The sequence below is a fragment of the Bacillus sp. ISL-41 genome, from assembly GCF_018613235.1.
GTDB lineage: Bacteria > Bacillota > Bacilli > Bacillales > Cytobacillaceae > Mesobacillus.
This window is the reverse complement of sequence record NZ_JAGGQP010000023.1, coordinates 25,894-39,677: the sequence shown is the minus strand read 5'-3', so window position 1 is coordinate 39,677 and position 13,784 is coordinate 25,894. Positions and strand designations below refer to the sequence as shown.

Here is a 13,784-nt window from a genome sequence, read left to right as displayed (position 1 = left end):
CTTGTAAACACCCATTCGAAAATATATGGAGGAATTAAAATGGCTCGCATAAATAAATGGAATCCTGAAGACGATGGTTTTTGGCAATCCGAAGGCAAAAAACATGCCAAGCGGAACTTATGGATCTCTGTTCCTTCCCTGATGCTCGCGTTCATAGTCTGGCAGATTTGGTCTGTAGTCGCTATTAGATTAAATGATATTGGTTTTAGTTTTACTGATCAGCAGCTTTTCACATTGGCAGCAATGCCTGGTCTTGTTGGTGCAACTTTACGATTTGTGTATACGTTTGGCGTTGGGATGATGGGCGGCCGTAACTGGACGGTCCTGTCAACAGCTGTACTCGCGATTCCGGCAGTCGGCATCGGTTTCGCTGTCCAGAATCCTGATACACCATATTCTGTCATGCTTTTGCTGGCAGCACTTTCCGGCTTGGGTGGCGGTAACTTCTCCAGTTCTTCATCCAACATCAGCTTCTTCTTCCCGAAAAAAGCACGTGGAACCGCGCTTGGCATTAACGGCGGTTTAGGTAACATGGGTGTATCAGTCGTTCAATTCGTAACACCATTGATCATTACAACTGGAACTTTCGCTTTTATCGCTGGCGATGGACAGAAATTGTCTAACGGCCAGGAAGTATTTCTGCAAAACGCAGCATTCATCTGGCTTTTACCAATCGCGATTGTCACGATCGCAGCCTGGTTCGGGATGGATAACCTGCCTGGAACAAAGCAATCATTCTCTGACCAATTCGTCATTGTAAAAAGAAAACACACTTGGATCATGACATGGCTTTATGTTGCAACATTCGGTTCTTTCATTGGATACTCAGCGGCATTCCCGCTATTATTGAAATCACAATTCCCTGAATATATCTCTTTAGCATTCTTAGGTGCTTTCCTTGCTGCCGCATCACGTCCTGTCGGCGGATGGCTGGCTGATAAAATGGGAGGTGCCAAGCTGACATCCATCGTCCTGGTTGTGATGATGGCTGGTGCCGGAAGCGTCATTTACTTCCTTGGCACTAAGCAATTCGGCGGCTTCCTTGCATCATTCTTGATCCTGTTCATTGCTGCCGGAATCGGCTCTGGTTCAACATTCCAGATGATCCCTGGAATCTTCGTACCGAAAGAAGCTGCACCAGTACTAGGTTTCACCGCAGCCTTCGCAGCTTACGGATCCTTCCTGATTCCAAAGCTGTTCGGATGGTCCGTCAATATCTCAGGTGGTTATGTGCCAGCATTCTTCATCTTCATCGGCTTCTATGTACTGTCGATCATTCTAAACTGGTATTACTACCAGAGAAAAACTTCAGAAGCAACAAGTACACAGAAAAAGGCAGCAACCACAGCATAATAGTGCACAAACAAAAGCCTTATCCGTTTTTAAAAACGGGTAAGGCTTTTTATAACGGTATCGACTTGTGAGGTACAAATTAACAGTTCTATGCGCAAAGAATTTCCCACTTAAAATAGCAGCCAATTTGGCAAGTTAATAGGCCTAGAACAATGCGTGGAGCGTTATCTTTTGTTGAACATTAGCACCCGGGAGTTCAAGTGATTTTTTTCAAATACTATAGATTATCCGTCTTAAATACAAATCCCCTTTAAATTAATAAAGGGGATTTACTTTATCTATCTGAATCATGATTAAAATATATAGGAATGAAAGACAAACCCTTTTCTTTTCTAACCTTTTCAGCTTCTTCTGGATTTTCAGCCTGAATTTCACTAAGAATACCAGATGTTTGTGATATGGCAACTTCTATAACCTTTGAATTTTCCTGATTTTTCACTTTTCCTATTACAGTTCTATCAATTGAAAAATTTTTTGTATATTTTTCAAGATATAAATCCATTTCTTTCATTTCATCATTCGACAGTGGTTCTGCTGTAAATCCATTTTCAGCTAACAATGCGTCTATATTGGGTTTTTTACTACCTTCCGCTTGTTTTTCTATAGTTCCACTACCGAAGATTAATCCTGCTGATATGATTCCTACTGCCACTAAACCAAAAATTATTCTTTTCATTTTATGATCTCCTTTCTATATTCAATTATGTATAAAGGCGATTTTATTTTTTTTATCATAATATTGAGCATATAAATTATTAACTACTGCTAGCAACCATTTTTGCCTTTTTGGGTTCCTTGAATGTAACAAAACATCCATTAAGTTACATTCATTTTTACGCCAGATTCCATAAAAAAACTGCATTGCAACTTTTTTAAACTATCGCACCTGTTTGTTTAAGTACAAAACTTTTATCTTAAATTATTGATAAAAAAGAAAAAATTTTAGGAACTCTTTCTCTAAAAAATGAATAGTTATGTTCAGCATCAATAATAATTGCAAACTCTGTACTTGTTACTTTCTCTTTTAAAATATCATAAATGGCTTTATTTGAAACTAAAAATTCTTTATTTATGATTTCTTCATTTCCAGATTCCTTATCTCCGCAGTCTAAGTATATCCTTTCAATTAAAGACAAATCAGAATCCTTTATTAGCTTTTCAATTTCCTCTTGGTTACGGTAAAATGCAGAAGATAATACGGCTATATTTTTGAATACTTGAGGATAACGACACATAGCATACGTGGTAATAAGTCCCCCTAAAGAGATACCTGCCATTGCTGTATTCTCCTTTACCGTACGGTATTTATTGTCTATAAATGGCTTTAGTTCATTCACGATAAAGTCAACATACTCTATCCCTTTTCCGCCAGATGTACTAACGTGTCCTAATATTTTTTTGCTATATTCACCATTTAACCAAGGACAATATTCGTTTATTCGGTCTTTGGTATTTTGGTCTATTCCGACAACAATAACTTCTAATCCATTTTCATCTAAGTAGTTTTCAAGTTCTAAAGATGTGCCGCCAATTGCATCGTCATCATTAAAAATATTTTGTCCATCGTGCATATATAAGACAGGGTATTTTTTCCTTCCTTCATTGTAATTCTTAGGTAGATATACTCTAATTAGCCTATCTTGTTTGAAGGAAGTCATATAAACAGGAAATATTTCTAACAAGATAATCCCTCCTTTGCAATCACTTCTGTATCTTTAATTTACCATAAATTTCATCTATTAAATTTCTTCCTTGTTAAACTGCTTCTATAGCTTAATAATCAACAAAAAATGCGTTAATCCTTCTTGATCAACGCACCCGTTGCCTCAATAACAAACCTTTAAATTTCAACATTCCCTTTTGTTTTAGAACCTCTAATTCATCATATAGAGAAAGATTTAATCTCTTTATCCTAGTTATCCCTCTTTTACATTTATTTCAATAAAGTCCCATTTAATCATTTTATTATCCCTCGTTAAATGGCTAAACATTGGGTAATTATCCATAATTTCCCTAACCTGGTGCAGCTAAACTGCACCGTTTGTTCAATATGAAACTCAACAAAAAAGGGCGCTAATCCTTTCTGGATCAACACACCCGTTAGCGAAAGATAAAATTTATTCATTTTCAATAATAATTTCCTTTAAGTCTTTACTTTCAAGGAAGTATTCTAAAGGTCTATTCTTAAAACTATCTCCAGAAGCGATTACTTTAAATATGTTATCTCCTTTGTAGCCGATATAATAATCGTTCCCCGTGGATTCCACGCTAATTGTAAAATAAGATGCTGATAATTCTTCCTCTAAAGTCCCATCTGTTGGGATAGGGTCAACATTCACTTGATTTTCATTTTCTCCTTCTTCGACTGAAAGAAATTTAGCGTTATTATAGGTCTCAACAGCTTCCTTCAATAATTTTTCATTTTCCATTAAACTGATATCTTTCACAAGTGAACCATCTTTTTGAATTTTAAGCGTTCCAAAAGTAATTTCATTTGGATTTATCGTTTTAATCTCTTTATTTGAACAACTAGCAATTATAAATAACATTAAAAATATAGTTATAAGTTTTTCCATTTATCTATCCCCCTTTATATATTTTACCAAATAAATGAAAACCTTGTTCAACTATCCTGCTTCGTTCGTTCAATAAGTAATATGGTCTTTCGCACATATCTCTAATTGATTTGGAAAACATATAAGCAAAAGGATGGATTGTTTTCTCTTTTTTAAAAACCTTAACGAAAGTGCAGTCAAAAGTACCTTAGATTAATAAATTCACCAATAAAATATAATTATTTAAGAACCAAATTTGAAAATTGGAGGTATTTCCTTTGGGGATTTTCAGGAAACTAAAAACAAACAGTTTAACTGCTGCTGAAGTATCCGCCCTATGGTTTCAATATCAGGGTGATAGTATGGCTATATGTGTTTACAAATATTTTCTAAACATTGTTGAAAATAAAGAAATCAAACCCATTTTAGAACTTTCTTTACAGTTAGCAGAGTCCCATATTACCAAAATCTCCGAATTCTTGAAAAGTGCAAATTTTCAAGTCCCAATAGGATTTACAAAGAATGATGTGAATGTCAGTGCTCCACGTCTGTTTTCTGATCAATTTTTACTTTTTTACTCGTATATAATGACCATACATGGGGTGAACGCCTATAGCTTAGCTATAACAAACTCGGAAAGGTCAGATATACAAGATTATTTTACTGAATGTACGTTGTCTTCTAAGGAATTGTTTCAAAAAATAGTGACATTGGCTAAAAATCAACCTAAATATTCAAGTTTTCCTACCATTCCTTCCCCTCATGGAACAAAGTTTATGGAAACAACGGGAATCATTTCAGATTTAATTGGAGACAAAAGACCTCTCAACAGCTCCGAAATCAGTACTCTGTTCTTTAATTCAAAGAAAACTGGATTTATCAGTTCGTTAAGTTTGGGTTTTAGTCAAGTGGCAAAGATGGAGGATGTTCGAAATTTTATGCTGAAAAATGTTAAATTAGCTGGGAAAGATGCAGAAAGCTTTGATTCTATTCTACGACAAGATAATTTACCAATACCTGAGAAATGGGATGCTGAGATTACTGAGTCCACTGAAAGTCCATTTTCGGACAAATTGATGATGTTTCATGCAGCATTATTAGTAAATGCAGCACTTTCTTATTATGGTGCATCATTAGGCTCCAGCTTTAGATCGGATATACTTGTAAACTATTTGAAAGTATTTACCCATGCAACGGAGGCTGGTGCTATTTGTTACAATGTTATGGTAAAACATGGATGGTTTGAAAAACTACCTGAAGCGATTGATAGGAAATTCTTAGCAAAAAATTTAAAGAAATAAGACGAAGAAGTGTGCGTTGTAATATGTTACAACGCCTTTTATTTTTTACTGTAAAATAGAAATGATAACCATAATTATTTCTTTATTTACAGAATATTGTTGCAATATCTTCAACCATCCTGCACCTTTAGCTCAATAAGTAATACATTACTACTTAAGCAATGATTGAAGCCCAATTAGTAAAGGTGCATATGCGATTAGTGGAATAAGTAAAATCACTGCTCCAACCTTTTTTAACTCTTTTTTTAATAGCAAAAGGGAAATCAAGAAAAACAATGGGTAAATAACAAAAGCAATTATTAATATTGCATCAACTACTTGATACAGTTGTTCTGTAAATGCAGATATGAATGGGATAGAAACCCATTCTAAAATGCTAAATGTAATAACCCATATCCACAACCATTTAAGTGTCATAAATAATCGCTCCTCAATCGATTATTGGTTTGAAAAACGAACATCCTTATTCCCTGCCCCTTTTGTTCAATAAGGAATTCTACAAAAAGAGCGTTAATCCTTCTGGATCAACGCTATGGCTTGTTGTTCCGACGGCAGTCTTAAAGCTCATCAAACCCATTCTCATCGGAAGTTTTCGTATACTGTCTTGATTTTTGCTCAAAGAAATCGGTCTTGCCCATGTCTACTTCCTGATAGGCGATAATCCATCTTAATGGATTGGTCCGGTGTCCTTCGAAGGGTGCAGCAAAGCCGAGTTGCTCTGCCCGTTTGTTTGCCATGAACTTTATATATGATTCCAGGTCTGACATTAGCAGGCCGTCGATTTGGTTGCCAAGTATATAATCAGCCCACTCAATCTCCAGCCGTGCAGCTTCCCGGAATGCTTCCGTCCCAAATCCCCTCAATGAACTTGTGTCATATTCAGGATTTTCACTCAGGATCTCTTTGAAAATCTTTTCGAATAACCCTACATGAAGCTGTTCATCACGGTTAATGTAGTTAATCATCGTGCTGGTGCCGACCATTTTCTGGTTCCGCGCAAGGTTATAAAAGAAGGCGAAGCCCGAGTAGAAAAACAGGCCTTCAAGAATGACATCATAGACTATGGAATGCAATAAATTTTCAATGCTTGGATTTTCCGCAAAACCTTTATAGCCATCCGTGATAAATTCATTTCGCTTGCGCAGGATTGGTTCTGCCCTCCAATAGTCGAACACTTCCTCCTGCTTCGACTTGGATACGATGCTTGACAGCACATAGCTGTAGGAATGATTATGGATGACTTCCTGCTGTGCCAAAATGATCATCAGTGCATTTAAGCTGGAGTCGGTGAGGTAATCAGCAACTTTACCGGCATAGTCTGTTTGAATGCTGTCAAGGAGTGCCAGGAGCCCGATAATCTTTAAAAAGGCATCCTGTTCTTTTTCTGAAAGCATCGAAAATTGCTTGATGTCCTTTGACATATTGATCTCAAAAGGGGTCCAGAAATTACCCAGCATCCTCTTATATTTTGGGTAGGCCCATGGGAAGCGGACATCATCCCAGTTCAGTATATTGGAACTTTGGCCATTTATAATCCCGGTCGAAGCATTGGGAGCATCGACATCAACAAGTGTTCTTTTCATCAAATGATTCATGGTTTCCCGTCCCTTCCTCTTAACTATGACAGCTTTCACATTCGTCAAACTCACTGCTTGATGTGGAGCGGACATAATAAGTGGTTTTCAATCCAGATTTCCAGGCATCCATGTGCAGCTCCAGCAGTGCCTTTGCCTTGATCGTATTTGTTACATAAAAATTAAACGAGATCGATTGATCGATATGGCGCTGACGCCGGGCATTCTGCCTGATGCTCCAGTGTTGATCCAGGTTGTAGGCTGTCTTATAGAACCACATCGTTTCAGCTGACAGGTCCGGTGCGGTGACTGGAATCTTGTAATCTTTCTTCTCCTCGGAATATTCAAGTCTGAAAATCGGGTCAATGCTTGCTGTTGAACCCGCAAGGATCGAGGTTGAGGAGTTTGGTGCAACTGCCATTAAGTAGCCGTTCCTGATTCCGTACTGTTTTACTTCCTCAGCGAGTTTCCCCCATCTTTCACCAACATACTGTCTCTTCTCAAAAAACTGACCTGTCGACCAGTCGGAACCTTGAAAATAAGGGTATACCCCTTTTTCTTTTGCCAGCTCGAGGCTTGCGCTGATCGTTAAATAGGCAATAGTTTCGTAGAGACTATCACAATACTCGACTGCCTCTTCACTTTCCCATTTGATTCCTTTAAGGGCGAGAAGGTGGTGCCAGCCGAATGTTCCCAGGCCAATGCCCCTATAGTTCTTGTTGGTTATCTGTGCCTGCAGCACAGGGATTTCATTTATATCGATGACATTATCAAGCATCCTGACCTGAATCTTAATCACTCTCTCAAGTACACCATCCGCCACGCTCTTCGCCAAAGAGATCGATGACAAGTTGCAGACGACAAAATCACCTGGCTTTTTATAGATTAAAATCTTTCCGTCTTCGACTGTTTCTTCTTCCAAAAGGGTCGGACTCATATTTTGGGTGATTTCCGTGCAAAGGTTGCTGCAATAAATTATCCCTTTGTGGTGATTGGCATTAAGCCTGTTAACCTGATCCCTGTAAAACATATAAGGAGTGCCGGTTTCAAGCTGAGAGATCATGATTGATTTGAAAATTTCGATGGCAGGGACCACTTCATGGGGCAAACCAGGGTGGTTGACACAAGCCCAATATTTTTCACGAAATGACCCTGCACCCTTTTCCTCATCGAAATAATCTTCAAGCGAAAACCCCATGACTCTCCTTACTTCATGCGGGTCAAACAGATACCAGTCGCCGCGTTTTTCTACTTGCTCCATAAATAAATCTGGGACACATATGCCCGAAAACAAATCATGTGTCCTCTGCCGCTCATCTCCATTGTTCAGTTTTGCATCAAGGAACGGGAAGATATCTTTATGCCAGACATCGAGGTACACGGCAATAGCACCCTGGCGCTGCCCTAATTGATCAACAGAAACCGCTGTGTTATTCAGCTGCTTCATCCAGGGAATGACTCCGGAACTGACCCCTTTAAAGCCTTTGATATCACTGCCGCGGCTTCTGATCTTACCAAGATAAACGCCAATGCCGCCGCCATTTTTGCTCAAGGTAGATATATCTGTATTCGAATCGTAAATACTCCTTAAATCATCCGCAACAGTGTCAATAAAGCAGCTTGATAATTGGCCGTAGCTTTTGCCGGCATTCGAGAGTGTCGGAGTAGCCACTGTCATATAGAGGTTTGAAATCGCCCAGTATGCCTCTTCGACTAGTTCAAGCCGTTTTTCCTTTGGTTCTTCAGCCAGCAGTGTCATGGCAATGATCATGAACCGCTCTTGAGGCAGTTCGGCGAAATTCCCATTTTGTGTGCGTGCCAGATATCTTTCTGCCATCGTTAAAAGCCCTATATATGTAAATAGCTTGTCCCTCTCTGGATCAATGACCTTTTCCAGATACTCTATTTCCTCACGGGAGTAGGATTCTGCGATTAGACGATCATAAATCCCTATTTCTATCAACCTATTGATTAATTCATAAAATGAACCGTAGCCAGCTTCTCCCCTAAAGCCGGAACTCAGCATGTACAATTTTTTCAGGTAAAACCGCGCTGCTGCATACGTCCAGTCAGGTTCATTCCGGTCGATCCGTTCAACTGCGGTCAAAATCAACATGTTCTCAACCTGGTCCACTGTCATATTCTTCACTGCAAGCGCCTGTTCCACCTTCTCTTTGAAAAGTTGAAATTCCAATTCAGGGAATGACCCCTCTATTTCTGCGATCAGTTTGGCTGCATGTTCATCCATTACTTCAATGCTCATCAATGATTCCTCCTGCTTGCTTACTTCTTCTCATTTCCAGCCTGTGCTTCCTTCTTATATCGGCAGTCTTAAAGAGTTCCCATTCAAAGTCATTCTCGGGAATGACCTTCTCCACCGGAACGGGTGCACCATTGTCGTCCTTTGCAACCATGGTAAGAATCGAGGTGGTGGTTAACGTTTTCCTGCAAGCTTTCAGGTTTTCACTTTCCACTTTCACGAACACTTCCATGGACGTTCTGCCTGTTGAAATGACGACTGCTTCAAGTGTTAAAATATCGCCCACTACAGCGGAAGACAGAAAATTAACCGAGTCAATCGAGGCAGTGACGACCGCCCTCCTGCTGTGTTTCATAGCTGCGATAGCGGCAATTTCATCAATATAGGACAATACCGTTCCGCCAAAAATCGTTCCAAGATGGTTTGTATCCGGCGGCAAAACCAGCCTGTTCTGGAATGTCCTTGACACATTTGCTGATAATCCTTCCATTCCTGACTCCTCTCTGAAACCTCCCTGAAAAATGAGAAAAACCCATCTCGAAAGATGGGTTTAAGTAACGTTGATGTATTAACAACTCATATGAAGCGGCAAAAAACAGCATGAGTCTGTCAATTTATCCCCGTATACCTTCCCTATTCCCGAAGAAGATAACACGAATAAATATGGCAGGTCTCCTGACTTGTGCTTCACTCTAATTTAAGGCCTTCCCATCTATTTTTTAGACAGTGGTTCATCCTTATTTCGTCAGCACTTACAGTTGCGGGAACAGTTCTGGATTCTCACCAGATTCCCTATTAAGTCTTGTTCAGACACCATACTTATCGGTAATTTCAATATTTAGTTATAGAAACCATTCGTTAACACAATATATCGTGTTATGAATTGATAGTAAATCATCTTCCTCGCTTTTTCAACTATTTTTCACTTTGTGATTTATCTTAGGGACTTCCCGATATCATGACCCAGAATTGGTTGGCTTCCCCCATCCAACACAGTATCAGATCAGCATATTTCCAAACGTGGTCGATAAATTACGAAAAGCGGTCGATATATTCTCAAAAGTGGTCGATATAATTAAAAATCCGCTAATATATCTCAAAATGTGATCGATATATTTTGTTTTTCGCCAATAACTTAAATTAGTCACTGGAATAAATATCCGATTTCATGTTTCAAAATCGCCAATTTGGGTATTTAGTACTATACAAAGAGAAAGATAGTTCTTTTCATCAAAGGGGAGATGAAGATGCTGACGCTTTTTCTATTACAAAGAGAACTTATTCAACTGAAAAACGAGTATCGATCAAGTGCTGACTTAGTCATCAGACAACAAATTCTAAAGGACATTGAGCTCCTGACAGCAGCCATAAAAGAAATGAAAGAGGCTTGGGAAGCAAGATGTTCCCCGAATTGGGCCAATAATATATAGCAAAAAAGAAACCGTGACGGACGGTTTCTTTTTTACTTCAAACTAATTGTTCAATCGGAGCCGGCTTCCCAAACAAGTACCCCTGAAACAGCTGATATCCATTCGCCTTTAGCCACTCAAAATCTTCCTCATCCTCAATTCCCTCTGCAAGCGGAACAGACCCCAGCTTCTTGGCTTCGGCTAAAAACGCGGAAGCAGTCTGCTGTTTTTTAGGATCGGCGGCAACTCCCTGGACATACTTCATATCCAATTTCATGTAATGCGGCTGCAAATCGGAAAGGAGCTCCAAGGTGCTATACCCTTCCCCGACATCATCAAGCGCATAGCGAAACCCCTTTTCTTTGTAAAAAGAAAGAATTCTTTTCAGATGATCCGTGTCCTCCACATTCTCTGTTTCGACCACCTCAAACACCAATCTGCCGGGATCGACGCCCAATCGATCAGCCAGATTCGTTGTCGACTTCAAACAGAACTCCGGAGAATAGATGGACGTCGGAATAAAATTGATGAATGCCTTCCTGTCCGTATAGGAAGCTGCCCTGACTGCGGCCATCCGGCAAATCCGATCAAGCGCATATAACCGGTCACGCTTCCTGGCAGCACCGAAGATTTCACCTGGATAAATCACCGAACCATCTTCACGGTAAAACCGGGCGAGCATCTCATGAGCGTATATTTCTCCTTTTGTATCAACAATCGGCTGGGCATGACAAGTAACAAGCTCTTTTCGGATAACCCCATCAATCCACTCGCTCTCGAGGGTTTCTTTTGCCTCCTCAAACGGCCGCCAGTTTCCTCTATCAAGCCGAAAAAAGATTGTATCCGGCTCCATGTGATCATGGCAAAAATCAAGGAAATCTCTCATTCCCGGTTCTTTTACAAACAGTGAATCACCCTCCGCCCGGATTAATTCACCGTTACGCTCCATATGACGAACCACTTCAGGATAAATGGATAAGTTCCACTCCCCTTCGACCCTGATCTCAAATTGCACATCCCCGACCACGCACGCATTACAACTCATTGATTACAGCTTCCTCTCAAGTTAGTTAGCTATTACTATATCATTATTAGGTAATATGAACTATTAATTGTGCGGATTTATCCTAAAAGACATGATTATTCAAATCAGTTTAGTCGATAATATGTGCCGGAACACGGTAAAAAGGCCGGTTACCTCTCAAATGTACCCTTATGAAGACTTATATCGACGCATAAGACTCTGTTTAACACCTAAATGCACCCTTATGAGCAACAATAGCGCCGGATAAGGGTCCGTTTACCTCCTAAATGCACCCTTATGAGCAACAATAACGCCGCATAAGGGTCCGTTTACCTCCTAAATGCACCCTTATGAGCAACAATAACGTCGCATAAGGGTCCGTTTATGAAGGTTCTCTATTTAAGAACATGTCTAACTGGATCCATTTTTGTCTATATGAAGAGTTAGGGTGTAATTCAGTAACTCTATCAGGAATGACCCTTTTTAATTTTCATGACTTCAAAAACAGCAACTTCTGCTGATCGGAGAGCTCCCTCTAGATGACCGCCGTATCCAGAAGAAGTTTCAGTCCCGGCAAAGATTATCTTCGTTCCACATGATTCCTTGTTTACTGGCGGACCATAGTCCGGGAAACTCGTTAGAGGCTGTGCATCTTCCTCCACAGCAGTTTCAGGATCGATAGCCCAATCCTTGTAAAGAAGTTCAATTGGCTTTCCGGCCGTCGGTCCAAAGAGCCTCGTCAATTGGTCGATGACAAGTCTCAATATATGTTCCTCCCCAAGTTCTTCTCTCATTTTTGCCGGAAGCCCGAAAAATCCAAAGAGTGCGCCATAACCGTTATCAGACGAAGCATCATGAATTTCCTGCAAGGGGCCGGACCAGCTGGTGACCTGGCCGGATAGACCGTCCTCCCTCCAGAAAGGCCGATCATATACCGCTACTACCTTGGCCTGTCCCGCCATCCATGTCGGCTTGTCTTTCAGGCTGGCCATAAGTCCATCAGGGAGTGGCGGAGAGAAAGCAATCCTTTCGGCCACGATTCGAGGCGGCATCGCCAGGATCACAGCTGCTGCACGGATGCTTTTCTTTTCTCCATCAGATTTCTCTGCTTCTATGGTGACTTCACCAGCTTCATCTAATCGGATTGCGTTGACCCGTGTATCCAGTTCGATTGTCTCCGGCGGAAGTGAGGATGCGACAGCATCAATCAGGGCCTGGATCCCTCCTTCCAGCCGCACCGACCTTTCAACTGCGCCCTCTGGCAATACATGCCGCTGTACCGGGCCAGTTTGCGATTGCTCAAAAAGGATTGCTCCTGCAGTATGCTGTTCAATGGTGGGCAATCCGAGTTCTTTCACCAACTTGGTGATAACAGGCTCGTGATTCGGCCAGAACCAGGTCGGGCCTAAATCAAACCTGCCAATCTCCGGCCTGGCTTTGACCGACATACTCAAAACCCTGCCCCCAACTCGGTTCCGCGCCTCCAGCACCCTGCAGCCTATTCCTTTTTCTTGCAGCAAAGCGGCAGCATGAAGCCCAGATAAGCCAGCCCCAATAATGACGACCGGTTCCTTCATAAACGTTTCCTCCAATCACAGTCCTAGTGGATCATGTACAGGCATATATTCGTTCTTCGCCGAATTTTCATCCGAAGGACGAGCCTCTCCTAACATACCAATATCGGAATCGCGATAATTATAGTTCAATCTGTTTAATCACTCTGGCCGGATTGCCGCCAACCACAACATTGTCTGGCACATCCTTTGTCACGACTGCTCCTGCTGCAATGACGACATTGTTGCCCACCGTGACTCCCGGGTTTATGATGGCACTTCCGCCAATCCAGACATTGTTTCCAAACGTGATAGGCTTTGCGTATTCCCTGCCTGAATTCCGTTCATCTGGATGTATCGGATGAGTTGCGGCATAGATTTGAACGCCCGGTGCGAGCATGCAATTGTCGCCAAAGCGGACTTCACAAACATCAAGGATCGTGCAGTCAAAATTGGCAAAGAAGTTCTCGCCGACATGGGTGTTATAGCCATAATCGAACCGTATATTCGGCTCCATCACGACTGTTTCTCCAGTAGAACCGAGCAACTCTTTTAATAACTTTGTCCGCTTTTCTCCTTCCGTTTCTAAGGTTGAATTATAGATTCTCACTTTTCGCCTGGCTTCCTCACGCTCTTTAACCAATACTGGGTCAGCAGGGTTGTACATCTCCCCGGCCATCATCTTTTCTTTTTCAGTTTTCATTCTGTAGGACCTTCCTTCACCTATTAACCGCAGCATTTCTTATACTTTTCCC

General features: G+C 40.9%; 13 protein-coding genes and 1 riboswitch. Of the genes, 3 read left to right on the top strand and 10 right to left on the bottom strand.

What is annotated here, in order from left to right; genetic code table 11:
• Positions 1 to 39 precede the first annotated feature (39 nt).
• A complete protein-coding gene (locus J7I80_RS10880) occupies positions 40 to 1,353 on the top strand; it encodes an MFS transporter (protein WP_214738384.1) in 1,314 nt (437 codons plus the stop codon).
• Positions 1,354 to 1,627: 274 nt separating this feature from the next.
• Here the strand turns inward: J7I80_RS10880 and J7I80_RS10875 are convergent, their stop codons facing one another.
• From J7I80_RS10875 to J7I80_RS10865, 3 genes are all read right to left on the bottom strand, one after another.
• Complete coding sequence (locus J7I80_RS10875) at positions 1,628 to 2,029, bottom strand: hypothetical protein (protein ID WP_214738382.1); 402 nt, start codon at positions 2,027 to 2,029, stop codon at positions 1,628 to 1,630.
• Positions 2,030 to 2,267: 238 nt separating this feature from the next.
• Entirely contained in the window at positions 2,268 to 3,035 is a 768-nt protein-coding gene (locus J7I80_RS10870) for an alpha/beta hydrolase (RefSeq protein ID WP_214738380.1), read from the bottom strand.
• A 435-nt stretch (positions 3,036 to 3,470) separates the two neighbouring features.
• Positions 3,471 to 3,929: a hypothetical protein gene (locus J7I80_RS10865; protein WP_214738378.1), complete on the bottom strand. Its 459-nt coding sequence runs from the start codon at positions 3,927 to 3,929 to the stop codon at positions 3,471 to 3,473.
• Positions 3,930 to 4,186: 257 nt separating this feature from the next.
• On the opposite strand from J7I80_RS10865, the gene J7I80_RS10860 reads away from it, so the two are divergent.
• The gene (locus J7I80_RS10860; RefSeq protein WP_214738376.1) at positions 4,187 to 5,209 is read left to right on the top strand and encodes a DUF3231 family protein; all 1,023 of its coding nucleotides are present in this window, start codon (positions 4,187 to 4,189) and stop codon (positions 5,207 to 5,209) included.
• Positions 5,210 to 5,359: 150 nt separating this feature from the next.
• Here J7I80_RS10860 and J7I80_RS10855 read toward each other — a convergent pair whose 3' ends face one another.
• The 4 genes from J7I80_RS10855 to J7I80_RS10840 form a co-directional block, all read right to left on the bottom strand.
• Complete coding sequence (locus tag J7I80_RS10855; RefSeq protein WP_214738374.1) at positions 5,360 to 5,626, bottom strand: hypothetical protein; 267 nt, start codon at positions 5,624 to 5,626, stop codon at positions 5,360 to 5,362.
• A gap of 140 nt (positions 5,627 to 5,766) precedes the next feature.
• The gene (locus J7I80_RS10850; RefSeq protein ID WP_214738372.1) at positions 5,767 to 6,804 is read right to left on the bottom strand and encodes a ribonucleotide-diphosphate reductase subunit beta; all 1,038 of its coding nucleotides are present in this window, start codon (positions 6,802 to 6,804) and stop codon (positions 5,767 to 5,769) included.
• 19 nt (positions 6,805 to 6,823) lie between these two features.
• Positions 6,824 to 9,046 carry a ribonucleoside-diphosphate reductase subunit alpha gene (locus J7I80_RS10845; protein ID WP_214738370.1) on the bottom strand — a complete coding sequence of 741 codons (2,223 nt, stop codon included), beginning with the start codon at positions 9,044 to 9,046 and terminating at the stop codon, positions 6,824 to 6,826.
• Positions 9,036 to 9,533 carry an acyl-CoA thioesterase gene (locus tag J7I80_RS10840; protein ID WP_214738368.1) on the bottom strand — a complete coding sequence of 166 codons (498 nt, stop codon included), beginning with the start codon at positions 9,531 to 9,533 and terminating at the stop codon, positions 9,036 to 9,038. Before J7I80_RS10840 ends, J7I80_RS10845 begins: the two co-directional genes overlap by 11 nt.
• A gap of 158 nt (positions 9,534 to 9,691) precedes the next feature.
• Positions 9,692 to 9,876: riboswitch (cobalamin riboswitch) on the bottom strand.
• 414 nt (positions 9,877 to 10,290) lie between these two features.
• On the opposite strand from J7I80_RS10840, the gene J7I80_RS10835 reads away from it, so the two are divergent.
• Positions 10,291 to 10,473: a hypothetical protein gene (locus tag J7I80_RS10835; protein WP_214738366.1), complete on the top strand. Its 183-nt coding sequence runs from the start codon at positions 10,291 to 10,293 to the stop codon at positions 10,471 to 10,473.
• 37 nt (positions 10,474 to 10,510) lie between these two features.
• Here J7I80_RS10835 and J7I80_RS10830 read toward each other — a convergent pair whose 3' ends face one another.
• The 3 genes from J7I80_RS10830 to J7I80_RS10820 form a co-directional block, all read right to left on the bottom strand.
• Complete coding sequence (locus tag J7I80_RS10830; protein WP_214738364.1) at positions 10,511 to 11,497, bottom strand: EAL domain-containing protein; 987 nt, start codon at positions 11,495 to 11,497, stop codon at positions 10,511 to 10,513.
• Positions 11,498 to 11,943: 446 nt separating this feature from the next.
• Positions 11,944 to 13,053: a flavin monoamine oxidase family protein gene (locus J7I80_RS10825; protein WP_214738362.1), complete on the bottom strand. Its 1,110-nt coding sequence runs from the start codon at positions 13,051 to 13,053 to the stop codon at positions 11,944 to 11,946.
• 118 nt (positions 13,054 to 13,171) lie between these two features.
• Positions 13,172 to 13,732 carry a sugar O-acetyltransferase gene (locus tag J7I80_RS10820; protein WP_214738360.1) on the bottom strand — a complete coding sequence of 187 codons (561 nt, stop codon included), beginning with the start codon at positions 13,730 to 13,732 and terminating at the stop codon, positions 13,172 to 13,174.
• Positions 13,733 to 13,784: the final 52 nt, after the last annotated feature.

Excerpts from the sequence above, each read along its gene's own strand:
- J7I80_RS10840 (WP_214738368.1), bottom strand. The coding sequence starts at position 9,533 with ATGGAAGGATTATCAGCAAATGTGTCAAGGACATTCCAGAACAGGCTG.
- J7I80_RS10875 (WP_214738382.1), bottom strand. The coding sequence starts at position 2,029 with ATGAAAAGAATAATTTTTGGTTTAGTGGCAGTAGGAATCATATCAGCA.
- J7I80_RS10825 (WP_214738362.1), bottom strand. The coding sequence starts at position 13,053 with ATGAAGGAACCGGTCGTCATTATTGGGGCTGGCTTATCTGGGCTTCAT.
- J7I80_RS10880 (WP_214738384.1), top strand. The coding sequence starts at position 40 with ATGGCTCGCATAAATAAATGGAATCCTGAAGACGATGGTTTTTGGCAA.
- J7I80_RS10845 (WP_214738370.1), bottom strand. The coding sequence starts at position 9,046 with ATGAGCATTGAAGTAATGGATGAACATGCAGCCAAACTGATCGCAGAA.
- J7I80_RS10865 (WP_214738378.1), bottom strand. The coding sequence starts at position 3,929 with ATGGAAAAACTTATAACTATATTTTTAATGTTATTTATAATTGCTAGT.
- J7I80_RS10830 (WP_214738364.1), bottom strand. The coding sequence starts at position 11,497 with ATGAGTTGTAATGCGTGCGTGGTCGGGGATGTGCAATTTGAGATCAGG.
- J7I80_RS10820 (WP_214738360.1), bottom strand. The coding sequence starts at position 13,732 with ATGAAAACTGAAAAAGAAAAGATGATGGCCGGGGAGATGTACAACCCT.
- J7I80_RS10835 (WP_214738366.1), top strand. The coding sequence starts at position 10,291 with ATGCTGACGCTTTTTCTATTACAAAGAGAACTTATTCAACTGAAAAAC.
- J7I80_RS10850 (WP_214738372.1), bottom strand. The coding sequence starts at position 6,804 with ATGAATCATTTGATGAAAAGAACACTTGTTGATGTCGATGCTCCCAAT.
- J7I80_RS10855 (WP_214738374.1), bottom strand. The coding sequence starts at position 5,626 with ATGACACTTAAATGGTTGTGGATATGGGTTATTACATTTAGCATTTTA.